This window comes from Cryobacterium sp. TS_SC_7 (genome assembly GCF_056156285.1).
In genome coordinates this window covers 2152868-2167662 of record NZ_CM149589.1, presented here as the reverse complement: position 1 = coordinate 2167662, position 14795 = coordinate 2152868, and the positions used below count along the sequence as shown (strand labels likewise).

Below are 14795 nucleotides of genomic sequence, written 5' to 3'. Positions count from 1 at the left end.
CGAGGAACGGGAGCCCAGACTGTGTGCAGGATATTTATCCTGCCGTGACCTTGGGTTTTACCGGTTGAGGGTCGCGGCGCGGCTCGGCCCGTCGCCTAGCGGTCGAGCCCGGCCATTCGCACGAGCGCGGCCCGCATGATCATCTGCGCCGGGTCGCCGATCACATGGTGATTCAGGTACAGGCTCTCCGCCCAGGACAGGACCTCTGCCTGCGTGAGGCCCACGGCCGTCCAGTTCACACCGGCCTCGGCCCGCGCTTTCGGTTCCCCGGTTTTCGGGTTCAACCACACCCGCGCGATGGGGATGTCCGGATCTTCGTGCTCCGGGTTCCAGAGCAGCGCGATCGGGTGATCGGGTCCGTCGAGGTGCTCGTCGTCGATGTGGCCGGAGCCGAGCCAGGGCAGCATCAGCTGCTCTCCTTCCAGCTCCACGTCGATGATCTCGAGCGGAACCGGGCCGTAGTCGCGGGAATAGACGGGCAACCCGACGTGGTGCCATTCGGCGGCCTCGTCGGCGTCTTCGAGGAGGTCGGGCAGGCGTGGAGCGACGTGCAGAACGAATCCGTTCGCCCAGTCGACGAGCGCCTGCGTGTCGGCGGCCGGCCACGGACTGTCGTCGCTCGAAGAGCCGTCCGCGTGGTGAAAGTGGTATTCGACGCCGTCTTCCATGATGTCGAGGTGGAATTCACCGTCGTCGAAGCCGAGGAAGATGCCGGCGATCTGCTCCTCTTCATCCCAGTCCGCGTCGAATTCCGGGTGCTGGAAACGCGGAGGCAGTGGAGGGATGTCCAATGGCAGCGGGCCGAGATCGAGCACCACCCGCAGTACGGAGTTGGGCATGCGCAGAGTGGGATCGGTCATGGTTTCGACGATACCGGAGGCGAGAGAGCGGATGACGGGAATCGAACCCGCGCTATCAGCTTGGGAAGCTGAAGTTCTACCATTGAACTACATCCGCATGTCCGCTTCGCAGGCAAGCCCGCAGCGGAACCGTGCCAGCATATCAAGTCCGCGCCGTTAGGCTGGACCCGTGCTGCTCTCGGATCGCGATATCAAGGCTCAAATCGACGCGGAACGAATCCGTCTGGAGCCGTATCAGGCCGACATGATTCAACCGTCGAGCATCGACGTGCGACTGGACGGCTTCTTCCGCCTCTTCGACAACCACAAGTATCCGTATATCGATCCGGCCGAAGACCAGCCCGATCTGACCCGGTTGATCGAGACCGCCGCGGGCGAACCGTTCATCCTGCACCCGGGGGAGTTCGTGCTCGGATCCACCTACGAGAAGGTCACCCTTCCCGACGACGTTGCCGCACGGCTGGAGGGCAAGAGCTCGCTGGGTCGGCTCGGCCTGCTCACACACTCGACCGCCGGGTTCATCGACCCCGGTTTCACCGGCCACGTGACGCTGGAACTGAGCAACGTCGCCACTCTGCCGATCAAGCTGTGGCCGGGCATGAAGATCGGGCAGCTGTGCTTCTTCCGGTTGAGCTCACCGGCGGAGCGGCCGTACGGGTCGAGCGAATACAGTTCGCGGTACCAGGGCCAGCGCGGTCCGACGGCGTCGCGGTCGTTCCAGAACTTCCACTGCACGGATGTGCGGGGGGTCTCGACAAGCTCGACCACCGCGACAAGCTCGACCACCGCGACGGGCTCGACCACCGCGACAAGCTCGACCACCGCGACGGGCTCGACCACCGGAGCCGAATAGTCCGGTTCATGCGGATGCAACATCCGCCCGGTAAAATCGGGACATGACCACATCCGTGCCCAGCTTTGCCGAGGCGCTCGTCGCGCCGGGACCCACCCCTGAATACCCTGGGCGGATGCGTCGGTTCGGCCAGCTGGTCGGCGCCTGGGCCGCGAAGGGGTCGCGCCTGGACGAGGCCAGCGGCGAGTGGACCGGCCGCGAATTCACCTGGATCGTCGACTTCGTGCTCGACGGCCGTGCGGTGCAAGACGTCGAGGTCGTGCCGAGCGACTCGCACCCGTCCGGGTTCGAGGCCGTCGCCACGGCCCTGCGCGTCTACGACCCGTACGCCGGCGTCTGGCGGGTCAGCTACTTCGCGCCGGCATCCGGGGAATACTGCCACCTCGTCGCAACGCCGCACCGCAACGGTCTGCGCCAGGACGGCACGGGCACCGACGGCCGCCCGATCCGCTGGAACTTTGCCTCGATCACGGCTGATGCCTACGCCTGGGAGGGCTGGGTCTCCAACGACGAGGGTGCCACCTGGCTGCTCATCGAACACAACGAGGCCACCCGCATCCGCTAACCGATCTGGTCCTGGTGCGCCTTCACCGGCAGAAGGAGGAGCAGCCCGGCGAGCAGAACGAGCATCAGCCCGAGGATGCCCCAGTACGTTTCGCCGAAGATCGTCACCATCAGGGCGAACATGGCGGGGGCCAGAAAACTCACCGCGCGGCCCGTGGTGGCGTAGAGCCCGAAGACCTCGCCCTCTCGGCCGGGCGGGATCAGTCGGGCCAGGAAGGTGCGGCTGGCGGACTGGGCAGGCCCGACGAAAAGCGTGAGGGCCAGGCCGGCGGTCCAGAACACGATCGGGCCGCCGTCGTGCAGCAGGAACACAATGCTGCCGAACACGATCAGGCCGATCAGGGCGGTCACGATGATGGGCTTCGCGCCGACCCGGTCGTCGAGCGCACCGGCGACGATGGTGGCCGCGCCCGCCACGACGTTCGCGGCGATCGCGAAAATAATCACCTCGCCGGGTGAGAAACCGAAGACGGATGCCGCGAGCACCCCGCCGAAGGTGAACACCCCGGCCAGGCCGTCGCGGAAGATCGCGCTCGCGATGAGGAAGTACACCGTCGGGCGACTGGTCGTCCAGAGTCGACGCACGTCCTGGCCGAGCACGACGTAGGAACGGAGAAAGCTCACCCGGGGCCGCCGCGCCGCGGCAGGGGAACGGTATTCGGGAACCGAGAGCAGCACCGGCAGGGCGAATAGTCCGAACCAGGCGGCCGCGATCAGCATGGTGACTCGCACCGACAGGCCGTCCTCACCGGTCACCCCGAACAGGCCCACATCGGGGCTGATGAAACCGAAGTAGACGATGAGCAGCAGCACGATGCCGCCGATGTAGCCCATGCCCCAGCCGAAGCCGCTGACTTTTCCAATGGTGCCCGCGGTCGAGACCTGGGACAGCATGGCGTTGTAGTTGACGCTGGCGAACTCGAAGAAGACGTTGCCGGCAGCCACCAGGAAGAGCCCGAGCAGCAGGAAGCCGGGCGACGGCTGCACGAAGAACATCGCCGCAGTGAGCGCCACCACGATGAACGTGTTCACGCCGAGCCACAGCTTGCGCCGGCCGGACGTGTCCGAGCGCTGCCCGGTGATCGGGGCGAGGACGGCCACCAAGAAGCCGGCGATGGCGAGGGCCCAACCAAGTTGGGCCGAGATCACGTCCTTGTCGCCGAAGGAGCTCCCCGTGATGTACACGGTGAAGACGAAGGTGGTGACGACCGCATTGAACGCGGCAGACCCCCAGTCCCAGAAGCTCCAGGCCACCACGCGGCGCTTGCTGGTCGTGTCTGGCAACGCCTGGGCATCCGTGCCGCCCTGCTCCGCTATCCCGGTCATGCGCTGAGGCTAGTGGATGGCGGTAGCCGAAAACTATCAATCAGGCGAAATCCCAAAGTTGAGTCACTCAGGCTCAACTCTCAGGTACGCAGCTTGACTCCGATTTGAGTCACTGGCACACTTGAGTCTGCACCACTCAACTCTGAGGAATCAGGGTGATCACAAAAACTTTGAAGGAGAACGCACACATGGCCCGTGCAGTAGGCATCGACCTCGGAACCACCAACTCTGTGGTGGCCGTCCTCGAGGGTGGAGAACCCACCGTCATCGCAAACGCCGAAGGCTTCCGGACCACCCCGTCCGTCGTCGCCTTCACCAAAGACGGCGAAGTGCTGGTCGGCGAGACCGCCAAGCGCCAGGCCGTCACCAACGTCGACCGCACCATCGCTTCGGTCAAGCGCCACATGGGCACTGATTGGAACGTCGGCATCGACGACAAGAAGTTCACCCCGCAGGAAGTGTCCGCCCGTATCCTGGCCAAGCTCAAGCGCGACGCCGAGGCGTACCTGGGCGACAAGGTGACGGATGCCGTCATCACCGTTCCCGCGTACTTCAACGACGCCGAGCGTCAGGCCACCAAGGAAGCCGGTGAGATCTCCGGACTCAACGTGCTGCGCATCATCAACGAGCCCACCGCGGCCGCCCTGGCCTACGGCCTGGACCGCGGCAAGGAAGACGAGCTCATCCTGGTCTTCGACCTCGGCGGTGGAACCTTCGACGTCTCCCTCCTCGAGGTAGGCAAGGACGACGACTTCTCGACCATCCAGGTGCGGTCCACCGCCGGTGACAACCGCCTCGGCGGCGACGACTGGGACCAGCGCATCGTCGACCACCTGATCAAGAAGTTCAAGGAAACCACCGGCGTCGACGTCTCCAAGGACAAGATCGCCAAGCAGCGCCTCAAGGAAGCCGCCGAGCAGGCCAAGAAGGAACTCTCGAGCAGCATGTCGACGAGCATCCAGCTGCCGTACCTCTCCCTCACGGAGAACGGCCCGGCCAACCTCGACGAGACGCTCACCCGCGCCCAGTTCGAGAAGATGACCGAAGACCTGCTCGACCGCACGAAGAAGCCGTTCCAGGACGTCATCCGGGAAGCCGGCGTCAAGGTGGAAGACATCGCCCACGTCGTTCTCGTCGGTGGCTCCACCCGTATGCCCGCCGTGTACGAGCTCGTCAAGGCCGAGACCGGTGGCAAGGACCCGAACAAGGGCGTCAACCCGGACGAGGTCGTCGCCGTCGGCGCCGCGCTGCAGGCCGGCGTGCTGAAGGGCGAGCGCAAGGACGTTCTGCTCATCGACGTCACCCCGCTGAGCCTCGGCATCGAAACCAAGGGCGGCATCATGACGCGCCTCATCGAGCGCAACACGGCCATCCCGACCAAGCGCAGCGAGACCTTCACCACGGCCGACGACAACCAGCCGTCCGTCGCGATCCAGGTCTTCCAGGGCGAGCGTGAGTTCACCCGCGACAACAAGAACCTCGGCACGTTCGAGCTGACCGGCATCGCGCCGGCCCCGCGCGGCATCCCGCAGGTCGAGGTCACCTTCGACCTCGACGCCAACGGAATCGTGCACGTGTCCGCAAAGGACAAGGGCACCGGCAAGGAGCAGTCGATGACCATCACGGGCGGATCCTCGCTCGCGAAGGAAGACATCGAGCGCATGGTGCGCGAGGGTGAAGAGCACGCCGCCGAGGACAAGCGCCGCCGCGAGGCCGCCGAGACCCGCAACACGGCCGAGCAGCTCGCCTACTCGATCGAGAAGCTGATCAAGGAGAACGACGAGAAGCTCCCCGAGGACGTCAAGTCCGAGGTCCAGGCCGACGTCGACGCCCTCAAGTCCGCGCTCGCCGGAGACGACGACGCAGCCGTGAAGACCGCCTTCGACAAGCTCAACGAGAGCCAGGGCAAGCTCGGCGAGGCTATCTACAAGACCAGCCAGGCGGATGCCGCGGCCGGCGCCCCGTCCGACTCCGAGCCGGCCGCCGACGCGGCAGGCTCCGACGAAGACGTGGTTGACGCCGAGGTTGTCGACGACGAAGACGACGCTTCAGAGGCCAAGAAGTAATGGCAGACGACACGAAGCGTCCCGGCGACGAGCCGTTTGAAGAGGGGGCATCCGCTGAGGGTGCCCCCGGGGCCGACGCGGAAGCCGCAGCGGCCGACGCAGGTGCCGACGCGGGTGCCGTGAACGCCGACGCGGCGTCTGCCGAGGGCATCGAAGAGGACGAGCTGACGGTCCAGGACATACTGGACGCCGCCGCGCGCGAAGTCGACGAGCCCACGAGCGAGCACCTCGCAGATCTCAAGCGCGTCACCGCGGAGTACGCCAACTACCGTCGGCGCACCGAGGCGAACCGCGAGGTCGAGCGCGAGCGCGTCACCGTGGATGTCGTCAAGGGTCTGATTCCGGTGCTCGACGACCTCGACCGTGCTGAGAAGCACGGCGACCTGGTCGAGGATTCGGCGTTCAGCACGATCGCCGCGAAACTGCGTGCGAGCGTCGAGCGTCTGGGCGTGAGGCCCTTCGGTACCGTCGGTGAACCGTTCGATCCGACCATCCACGAGGCGATCTTCCAGCTGCCCACCGCCGACATCGAGTCGGATACCGTCGGCGACGTCATCGAGACCGGCTACTTCCTGGGCGCGTCGCTCCTGCGCGTGGCCAAGGTCGTCGTGCAGGTACCGAGCGATGGCTAGCCAGGACTGGTTCGATAAGGACTTCTACAAGGTCCTGGGTGTGTCTAAGGACGTCACTCCGGCCGAGTTGAAAAAGGCCTATCGCAAACTCGCCCGCAAGTACCACCCGGACTCCAACCCGGGCAATCCTGCGGCCGAGGCGAAGTTCAAGGAGATCAGCGAGGCACACTCGGTGATCGGCGACCCGGCGCAACGCAAGGAATACGACGCCGTGCGCGCGATGGGCGGTGGAGCTCGCTTCACCGCCCCGCGCCCCGGCGGCGGCCAGGCCGGAGGCTTCGACGACGTCTTCGGCGGCATGTTCGGCGGGGGAGCCCGGCAGCAGCAGCCCGGCTACTCCTATGAGCAGGGCGGCTTCGACGACCTGCTCGGCGGCATGTTCGGCCGCGGACAGGGCGGCGGCGGGTTCGGAACCTCGAGCGGCGGCTTCCGCGGCTACGGCGGACCGACCCGCGGGCGTGACGTGATCGCGTCGACCACGGTCGACTTCATCACGGCCACCCACGGCGATCAGATCACCTTGCAGACCCAGGACGGCCGCGCCATCAAGGTGAAGATTCCGGCCGGTGTGGCCGACGGGCAGAAGATCAAGCTGCGCGGCCAGGGGCAGCACAGCCCCGACGGCGGCGAGTCGGGCGACATCGTGCTCACGGTGAACGTACGCAAGCACCCGGTCTTCGAGCGCGATGGCCTGAACCTACGGGTCTCGGTGCCGGTCACCTTCGTCGAGGCGGCACTCGGCGCCACGATCGAGGTGCCGACCCTGGGCGGCGTGCCGGTCAAATTGCGCATCGCCCCCGGCACCCCGAGCGGGCGCGTGCTCCGTGTCAAGGGGCGCGGCGTCGTGACTCCCAAGGGCACCGGAGATCTCCTGGCGGAGGTTCAGGTTGCCGTTCCGTCACATCTGTCGAAGGACGCCGAGGAGAAACTCGCGGCCTTCGCGGAAGCGCTGCCGAAGGAGAACCCGCGCGACGACCTCCTCGCGAAGGCGAGAGACTGACGGTGGACGAGAACACCCGGGTTTTCGTGATCTCGATGGCTGCCGAGCTTGCGGGCATGCACCCGCAAACCCTGCGCCAATACGATCGCCTGGGATTGGTGAGCCCCGACCGCACCCCCGGTCGGTCTCGCCGGTACTCGATGCGGGATGTGGCCAAGCTCCGCGAGATCGCGGAACTCGGCGCCGAGGGCGTGAGCCTGGAAGGCATCCGTCGCATCCTGGGTCTCGAGGACCACGTGCGCACGCTCGAATCGCGTCTGCGGGAACTCGAATCGGCCCTGGCCGATGAACTGCTGAACCGCCCGGGTCGCCGCGTTTTCGCGGCCGGCCCGGCGGGTGAGGTCATCTCGATGCGGGCCGGCACGCGGACCCGGCGTTCGACCCAGATCGTGATCTGGCGCCCGTTGGATGTCCGCCCGGCGGACGACGACGCGTAACCGCGACTGCGGGTTAGCCTGAGGGAATGTCTGATTTTTCCTTTGACCGTCTGAGGCGTTTCCCCGATGTGGAAGCGGACAACCTCTTCGCCGTGGATGCGAGCGACCGGCTGATCCTCGACGAGGCAGCGGGTGCACTGGCCGAGGCCGGGGCCGGCGAGGTCGTGGTGCTCGAGGACAGATATGGCGCCCTCACTCTGGGCGCGGCCGCACTTCATGCCGCTCGGGGCATCCGGGTTCACCAGGATGTGCTCTCCGGGGAATTGGCGCTCGACCGCAATGCGATCGATGCCGGGCTCTCCGACACTTACCGCTCCCTCGACGTGGGCGAAGAACTGCTGGCGAACGCGCGAGTGGTGTTGGTCCAGCTGCCGCGTAGCCTGGCGGCACTTGACGAGATCGCCGATGCCATCCGTCGGTACGCCGCTCCGGATGTGGTCGTGATCGCCGGTGGGCGCATCAAGCACATGACGTCGGCCATGAACGAGGTGCTCGGGCGGCACTTCGCGCAGGTGCACGTCAGCCCGGCCCGGCAGAAGTCCCGGGTGATCAAGGCAGCGTCCCCGATACCTTCTGCAGTTCAGTCGGCGGTGTCCATCTGGCCGCAATCCGTGGTGCACGGTGACCTGGGCCTCACGGTGTGTGCTCACGGAGCTGCGTTCGCCGGCGCGACCATCGATATCGGAACGCGCTACCTGCTCGAGTACCTCGAACGCATGAAGCCGGATGCCCGGAGCGCCATAGACCTCGGCTGCGGCACCGGAGTGCTCGCCGCCGCCCTTGCACGGAGCCGCCCCACCCTGCGAGTAACCGCTACCGACCAGTCGGCTGCGGCCGTCGCCTCTACTCGGGCCACCATGGCGGCCAATTCGCTCGGCGACCGCGTGACTGTTTTGCGGGATGACGCACTGCAGAGCCAACCGGATGCGTCGGCCGAACTGATAATGCTGAACCCGCCTTTCCACATCGGCTCGTCCGTGCACGCCGGGATCGCGCTCAAACTATTCGAGGACGCCGGGCGGGTGCTGCAACACGGCGGTGAACTGTGGACGGTGTGGAACACCCACCTGGGGTATCGGCCCGCACTCACCCGGCTGGTGGGGCCGACCCGCCAGATAGGGCGGAACGCCAAGTTCACCGTCACAGTCTCGACCGGCCGCTGAGGCCTGCGGGGCTGTGCAAGGGCCGGCATTCAGGGACGTGAGTCAGGCCCGAATAGCCGACACGCCCGGGATGAGAGAGGGAGTTGCGGACCCCCAGAATTCACCGTAATGTCTCTCTAGTCACCCCACAGGTTCGGAAAGCCGCAGAGCTTCCCGGCCTCAAGTGGGACGAAGGTTTTAGTTTCTCCTTGTTTGTCTATCCGCTAAGGAAGCATTCGAGAAGAAGCCAAGATAGTAACTCTCTCCGACTGGTTCCCAGATCGAGTGCGTGAAATGTTCTGAGTCGCTTCGGCGTACTTGGAATGGGTCGCTTGCTTCGATTTGACACGGACTTGTCGGGCAGGTAAGTTATACAAGTTGCCCCGAAGCGACAGCCCATTATAGGGCCTGAAGTCGGGTGCGTCCGATCCTTGAGAACTCAACAGCGTGCACAATGTCAAATGCCAAAAACCTCGTGATTTGGATCCGTTTCTAGCGGTGAAGGATCAGGAGATTCCTTTGGAAAACATTTAAACAACAAAGCAAGTCAGTAATGATTTGTTCTGTCAGTTTCAAACTTGTGTCTGGTCCGCCCATTCCGGCGGTCAGTCACACTAGATGTGCCGTCTCGGTCCCTGAGCTTGTCGAAGGGTCGGGTCGTGCAATCAAACATTTACGGAGAGTTTGATCCTGGCTCAGGACGAACGCTGGCGGCGTGCTTAACACATGCAAGTCGAACGATGATGAGGAGCTTGCTTCTCTGATTAGTGGCGAACGGGTGAGTAACACGTGAGCAATCTGCCCTTGACTCTGGGATAAGCGTTGGAAACGACGTCTAATACCGGATACGACCCTTGGAGGCATCTCTGGGGGTGGAAAGAATTTTGGTCAAGGATGAGCTCGCGGCCTATCAGCTAGTTGGTGAGGTAATGGCTCACCAAGGCGACGACGGGTAGCCGGCCTGAGAGGGTGACCGGCCACACTGGGACTGAGACACGGCCCAGACTCCTACGGGAGGCAGCAGTGGGGAATATTGCACAATGGGCGAAAGCCTGATGCAGCAACGCCGCGTGAGGGACGACGGCCTTCGGGTTGTAAACCTCTTTTAGTAGGGAAGAAGCGAAAGTGACGGTACCTGCAGAAAAAGCACCGGCTAACTACGTGCCAGCAGCCGCGGTAATACGTAGGGTGCAAGCGTTGTCCGGAATTATTGGGCGTAAAGAGCTCGTAGGCGGTTTGTCGCGTCTGCTGTGAAAACCCGAGGCTCAACCTCGGGCCTGCAGTGGGTACGGGCAGACTAGAGTGCGGTAGGGGAGATTGGAATTCCTGGTGTAGCGGTGGAATGCGCAGATATCAGGAGGAACACCAATGGCGAAGGCAGATCTCTGGGCCGTAACTGACGCTGAGGAGCGAAAGCATGGGGAGCGAACAGGATTAGATACCCTGGTAGTCCATGCCGTAAACGTTGGGAACTAGATGTGGGGACCATTCCACGGTCTCCGTGTCGCAGCTAACGCATTAAGTTCCCCGCCTGGGGAGTACGGCCGCAAGGCTAAAACTCAAAGGAATTGACGGGGGCCCGCACAAGCGGCGGAGCATGCGGATTAATTCGATGCAACGCGAAGAACCTTACCAAGGCTTGACATATAGAGGAAACGTCTGGAAACAGTCGCCCCGCAAGGTCTCTATACAGGTGGTGCATGGTTGTCGTCAGCTCGTGTCGTGAGATGTTGGGTTAAGTCCCGCAACGAGCGCAACCCTCGTCCTATGTTGCCAGCACGTAATGGTGGGAACTCATGGGATACTGCCGGGGTCAACTCGGAGGAAGGTGGGGATGACGTCAAATCATCATGCCCCTTATGTCTTGGGCTTCACGCATGCTACAATGGCCGGTACAAAGGGCTGCAATACCGCAAGGTGGAGCGAATCCCAAAAAGCCGGTCTCAGTTCGGATTGAGGTCTGCAACTCGACCTCATGAAGTCGGAGTCGCTAGTAATCGCAGATCAGCAACGCTGCGGTGAATACGTTCCCGGGCCTTGTACACACCGCCCGTCAAGTCATGAAAGTCGGTAACACCCGAAGCCAGTGGCCTAACCCGCAAGGGGAGGAGCTGTCGAAGGTGGGATCGGTGATTAGGACTAAGTCGTAACAAGGTAGCCGTACCGGAAGGTGCGGCTGGATCACCTCCTTTCTAAGGAGCACAGCAGTGCCGTCTGTATACAGCGGGGTAACACTGCCAAGCCATTACGGGAACACATGTTTCCCGGTGGCGCTCATGGGTGGAACATTGACATTGATGCGTTGAGAACACCGCTGAACCCGGTACGCTCCCTCGGGAGTTGGAATGGTTTGATGGTGAACGAAACGCATATGCACGCTGTTGGGTCCTGAGGGACCGGAACAATCGGTGGTCGAGCTTGTCGAGACCCTGGTTGGACTTTTCCTCTGGACCTTTTCCTGTTCACATCAATCGTGGGCAGGTGAGGGTACCGCCCGTACTTTGAGAACTACACAGTGGACGCGAGCATCTTAAATTTGACTGTCTTCGGACAGCAAATTACAAAGATCTAAGCACTGAATTTATTCAGTGCTGTGATCATTGGTCAATTTCGATCGTGAGACTTTCGAGTTTTACGATTCTTAATCGATTCAAACTCATGTGATTTCAAATTTCTAAGAGCAAACGGTGAATGCCTTGGCATGTAGAGCCGAAGAAGGACGTAGTAATCTGCGATAAGCCTCGGGGAGTTGATAAACGAACTGTGATCCGAGGATTTCCGAATGGGGAAACCCCGCCAGGCCTCTTTGAGTGACCTGGTGACTCCCGCCTGAATATATAGGGCGGGTAGAGGGAACGTGGGGAAGTGAAACATCTCAGTACCCACAGGAAGAGAAAACAATAGTGATTCCGTTAGTAGTGGCGAGCGAAACCGGATGAGGCTAAACCGATCATGTGTGATAGCCGGCAGGCGTTGCATGGTCGGGGTTGCGGGACTTTTCTGCTGCTTCTGCCGAACAGTGAGGGTTAGAACGTTGTATAGACGAACAGGATTGAAAGCCTGGTCATAGAGGGTGCGAACCCCGTAGTCGAAATGCAGCAATCGCCCGAAGAGTATCCCAAGTAGCACGGGGCCCGAGAAATCCCGTGTGAATCCGTCAGGACCACCTGATAAGCCTAAATACTCCTACATGACCGATAGTGAACAAGTACCGTGAGGGAAAGGTGAAAAGTACCCCGGGAGGGGAGTGAAATAGTACCTGAAACCGTTTGCTTACAAACCGTTGGAGCCAGCTTTGTTCTGGTGACAGCGTGCCTTTTGAAGAATGAGCCTGCGAGTTAGTGATATGTGGCGAGCTTAACCCGAGAGGGGAATGCGTAGCGAAAGCGAGTCTGAATAGGGCGATTCAGTCGCATGTCCTAGACCCGAAGCGAAGTGATCTATCCATGGCCAGGTTGAAGCGACGGTAAGACGTCGTGGAGGACCGAACCCACTTCAGTTGAAAATGGAGGGGATGAGCTGTGGATAGGGGTGAAAGGCCAATCAAACTTCGTGATAGCTGGTTCTCTCCGAAATGCATTTAGGTGCAGCGTTGCGTGTTTCTTGCCGGAGGTAGAGCTACTGGATGGCCGATGGGGCCTAAAAGCTTACTGACGTCAGCCAAACTCCGAATGCCGGTAAGTGAGAGCGCAGCAGTGAGACGGTGGGGGATAAGCTTCATCGTCGAGAGGGAAACAACCCAGACCACCAACTAAGGTCCCAAAGCGCGTGCTAAGTGGGAAAGGATGTGGAGTTGCACAGACAACCAGGAGGTTGGCTTAGAAGCAGCCACCCTTGAAAGAGTGCGTAATAGCTCACTGGTCAAGTGATTCCGCGCCGACAATGTAACGGGGCTCAAGCACGCCACCGAAGTTGTGGCATTGATATTTTTGGTAAGCCGCACACTTGTTGTGTTGGTTCAGCCGTGTTGATGGGTAGGAGAGCGTCGTGTGGCCAGCGAAGCGGCGGTGTAAACCAGCCGTGGAGGCTACACGAGTGAGAATGCAGGCATGAGTAGCGAAAGACGGGTGAGAAACCCGTCCTCCGAAAGATCAAGGTTTCCAGGGCCAGGCTAATCCGCCCTGGGTAAGTCGGGACCTAAGGCGAGGCCGACAGGCGTAGTCGATGGACAACGGGTTTATATTCCCGTACTGGCGAAAAACCGCCCAAACTAATCCAGTAATGCTAAGCATCTGAATCCCCTAGATGGATCCCTTCGGGGTGAAGCGTGGGGCCTAGCGTGCGACCCTATGCTGGTGCGGTTAGCGTATTAACAGGTGTGACGCAGGAAGGTAGCTGAGCCGGGCGATGGTTGTCCCGGTCTAAGGATGTAGGCCGAGAGATAGGCAAATCCGTCTCTCATATAAGGCTGAGACCCGATGGGTAGTCCTCACGGACGAAATCAGTGATCCTATGCTGCCAAGAAAAGCATCGACGCGAGGTTTTAGTCACCCGTACCCCAAACCGACTCAGGTGATCAGGTAGAGAATACTAAGGAGATCGAGAGAATCGTGGTTAAGGAACTCGGCAAAATGCCCCCGTAACTTCGGGAGAAGGGGGGCCTGAGGCGTGAAGGGATTTACTCCTGGAGCGTTCGAAGGCCGCAGAGACCAGTGGGAAGCGACTGTTTACTAAAAACACAGGTCCGTGCCAAGTCGCAAGACGATGTATACGGACTGACGCCTGCCCGGTGCTGGAAGGTTAAGAGGAACGGTTAGCCGCAAGGCGAAGCTGAGAATTTAAGCCCCAGTAAACGGCGGTGGTAACTATAACCATCCTAAGGTAGCGAAATTCCTTGTCGGGTAAGTTCCGACCTGCACGAATGGCGTAACGACTTCCCAGCTGTCTCAACCGCGAACTCGGCGAAATTGCATTACGAGTAAAGATGCTCGTTACGCGCAGCAGGACGGAAAGACCCCGTGACCTTTACTACAGCTTGGTATTGGTGTTCGGTGTGGCTTGTGTAGGATAGGTGGGAGACTTTGAAGCTTGGACGCTAGTTCAGGTGGAGTCATCGTTGAAATACCACTCTGGTCATATTGGATATCTAACTTCGAACCGTGATCCGGTTCAGGGACAGTGCCTGGTGGGTAGTTTAACTGGGGCGGTTGCCTCCTAAAAAGTAACGGAGGCGCCCAAAGGTTCCCTCAACCTGGTTGGCAATCAGGTGTCGAGTGTAAGTGCACAAGGGAGCTTGACTGTGAGACTGACAAGTCGAGCAGGGACGAAAGTCGGGACTAGTGATCCGGCAGTGGCTTGTGGAAGCGCTGTCGCTCAACGGATAAAAGGTACCTCGGGGATAACAGGCTGATCTTGCCCAAGAGTCCATATCGACGGCATGGTTTGGCACCTCGATGTCGGCTCGTCGCATCCTGGGGCTGGAGTAGGTCCCAAGGGTTGGGCTGTTCGCCCATTAAAGCGGTACGCGAGCTGGGTTTAGAACGTCGTGAGACAGTTCGGTCCCTATCCGCTGCGCGCGCAGGAAATTTGAGAAGATCTATCCCTAGTACGAGAGGACCGGGATGGACGAACCTCTGGTGTGTCAGTTGTTCCGCCAGGAGCACCGCTGATTAGCTACGTTCGGAACGGATAACCGCTGAAAGCATCTAAGCGGGAAGCCGGCTTCGAGATGAGATTTCCATCCCTTCGGGGGAGAGGCTCGCAGCTAGACTACTGCGTTGATAGGCCGGATGTGGAAGAGGGGACTAAAGACCCTTGGAGCTGACCGGTACTAATAAGCCAATAATTTGATAACACAACAGTTTGAATAAGCTGCAAGCGTCCACTATGTGGTTCTCGATGTACGGTCGAGAACAACGCCCTCACCGGCAACAACTGTGTGAGGGCTCTATAACTAAAAAATATAGAATCGATTC

9 protein-coding genes, 1 tRNA gene and 2 rRNA genes are annotated in these 14795 nt (G+C 61.2%); 9 read left to right on the top strand and 3 right to left on the bottom strand.

Translation table 11 applies throughout. From position 1 onward, the window contains the following. Positions 1–95 precede the first annotated feature (95 nt). Positions 96–860, bottom strand: coding sequence for a hypothetical protein (locus AC0J5J_RS09905; RefSeq protein ID WP_134424263.1), 765 nt, complete (start codon positions 858–860; stop codon positions 96–98). Between the two features lie 26 nt (positions 861–886). Further along, a tRNA-Gly gene (locus AC0J5J_RS09900) sits at positions 887–957 on the bottom strand. A gap of 72 nt (positions 958–1029) precedes the next feature. On the opposite strand from AC0J5J_RS09900, the gene dcd reads away from it, so the two are divergent. Together dcd and AC0J5J_RS09890 are read left to right on the top strand one after the other, a co-directional pair. Then, positions 1030–1713: a dCTP deaminase gene (dcd, locus tag AC0J5J_RS09895; RefSeq protein ID WP_474897794.1), complete on the top strand. Its 684-nt coding sequence runs from the start codon at positions 1030–1032 to the stop codon at positions 1711–1713. Positions 1714–1756: 43 nt separating this feature from the next. Then, positions 1757–2278, top strand: a complete 522-nt coding sequence (locus AC0J5J_RS09890) for a hypothetical protein (protein ID WP_134424261.1) — start codon at positions 1757–1759, stop codon at positions 2276–2278. Here AC0J5J_RS09890 and AC0J5J_RS09885 read toward each other — a convergent pair. Then, the gene (locus tag AC0J5J_RS09885) at positions 2275–3603 is read right to left on the bottom strand and encodes an MFS transporter (protein ID WP_134424260.1); all 1329 of its coding nucleotides are present in this window, start codon (positions 3601–3603) and stop codon (positions 2275–2277) included. The genes AC0J5J_RS09890 and AC0J5J_RS09885 overlap by 4 nt on opposite strands. A gap of 188 nt (positions 3604–3791) precedes the next feature. Here AC0J5J_RS09885 and dnaK point away from each other — a divergent pair, with 188 nt between their 5' ends. The 7 genes from dnaK (at position 3792) to AC0J5J_RS09850 (ending at position 14674) form a co-directional block, all read left to right on the top strand. Then, positions 3792–5669: a molecular chaperone DnaK gene (gene dnaK, locus AC0J5J_RS09880; RefSeq protein ID WP_134424259.1), complete on the top strand. Its 1878-nt coding sequence runs from the start codon at positions 3792–3794 to the stop codon at positions 5667–5669. After that, the gene (locus AC0J5J_RS09875; RefSeq protein WP_134424258.1) at positions 5669–6301 is read left to right on the top strand and encodes a nucleotide exchange factor GrpE; all 633 of its coding nucleotides are present in this window, start codon (positions 5669–5671) and stop codon (positions 6299–6301) included. The genes dnaK and AC0J5J_RS09875 overlap by 1 nt, the downstream gene beginning before the upstream one ends. Further along, the gene (locus AC0J5J_RS09870) at positions 6294–7301 is read left to right on the top strand and encodes a DnaJ C-terminal domain-containing protein (protein WP_134424257.1); all 1008 of its coding nucleotides are present in this window, start codon (positions 6294–6296) and stop codon (positions 7299–7301) included. The genes AC0J5J_RS09875 and AC0J5J_RS09870 overlap by 8 nt, the downstream gene beginning before the upstream one ends. A 2-nt stretch (positions 7302–7303) precedes the next feature. After that, positions 7304–7738: a heat shock protein transcriptional repressor HspR gene (locus AC0J5J_RS09865; protein WP_474897792.1), complete on the top strand. Its 435-nt coding sequence runs from the start codon at positions 7304–7306 to the stop codon at positions 7736–7738. A gap of 26 nt (positions 7739–7764) precedes the next feature. Then, complete coding sequence (locus AC0J5J_RS09860; RefSeq protein WP_474897790.1) at positions 7765–8901, top strand: class I SAM-dependent methyltransferase; 1137 nt, start codon at positions 7765–7767, stop codon at positions 8899–8901. A 651-nt stretch (positions 8902–9552) separates the two neighbouring features. Beyond that, positions 9553–11072: ribosomal RNA gene (locus tag AC0J5J_RS09855) — 16S ribosomal RNA — on the top strand. A gap of 472 nt (positions 11073–11544) precedes the next feature. Continuing rightward, a 23S ribosomal RNA gene (locus tag AC0J5J_RS09850) occupies positions 11545–14674 on the top strand. The 16S and 23S rRNA genes sit together here, the layout of an rRNA operon. The last annotated feature ends 121 nt before the right edge of the window (positions 14675–14795 follow it).

What these genes read in the sequence shown, in the direction of transcription:
- AC0J5J_RS09905 (WP_134424263.1), bottom strand. Translation starts at nt 860, where the DNA reads ATGACCGATCCCACTCTGCGCATGCCCAACTCCGTACTGCGGGTGGTG.
- AC0J5J_RS09890 (WP_134424261.1), top strand. Translation starts at nt 1,757, where the DNA reads ATGACCACATCCGTGCCCAGCTTTGCCGAGGCGCTCGTCGCGCCGGGA.
- AC0J5J_RS09885 (WP_134424260.1), bottom strand. Translation starts at nt 3,603, where the DNA reads ATGACCGGGATAGCGGAGCAGGGCGGCACGGATGCCCAGGCGTTGCCA.
- dnaK (WP_134424259.1), top strand. Translation starts at nt 3,792, where the DNA reads ATGGCCCGTGCAGTAGGCATCGACCTCGGAACCACCAACTCTGTGGTG.
- AC0J5J_RS09875 (WP_134424258.1), top strand. Translation starts at nt 5,669, where the DNA reads ATGGCAGACGACACGAAGCGTCCCGGCGACGAGCCGTTTGAAGAGGGG.
- AC0J5J_RS09870 (WP_134424257.1), top strand. Translation starts at nt 6,294, where the DNA reads ATGGCTAGCCAGGACTGGTTCGATAAGGACTTCTACAAGGTCCTGGGT.
- AC0J5J_RS09860 (WP_474897790.1), top strand. Translation starts at nt 7,765, where the DNA reads ATGTCTGATTTTTCCTTTGACCGTCTGAGGCGTTTCCCCGATGTGGAA.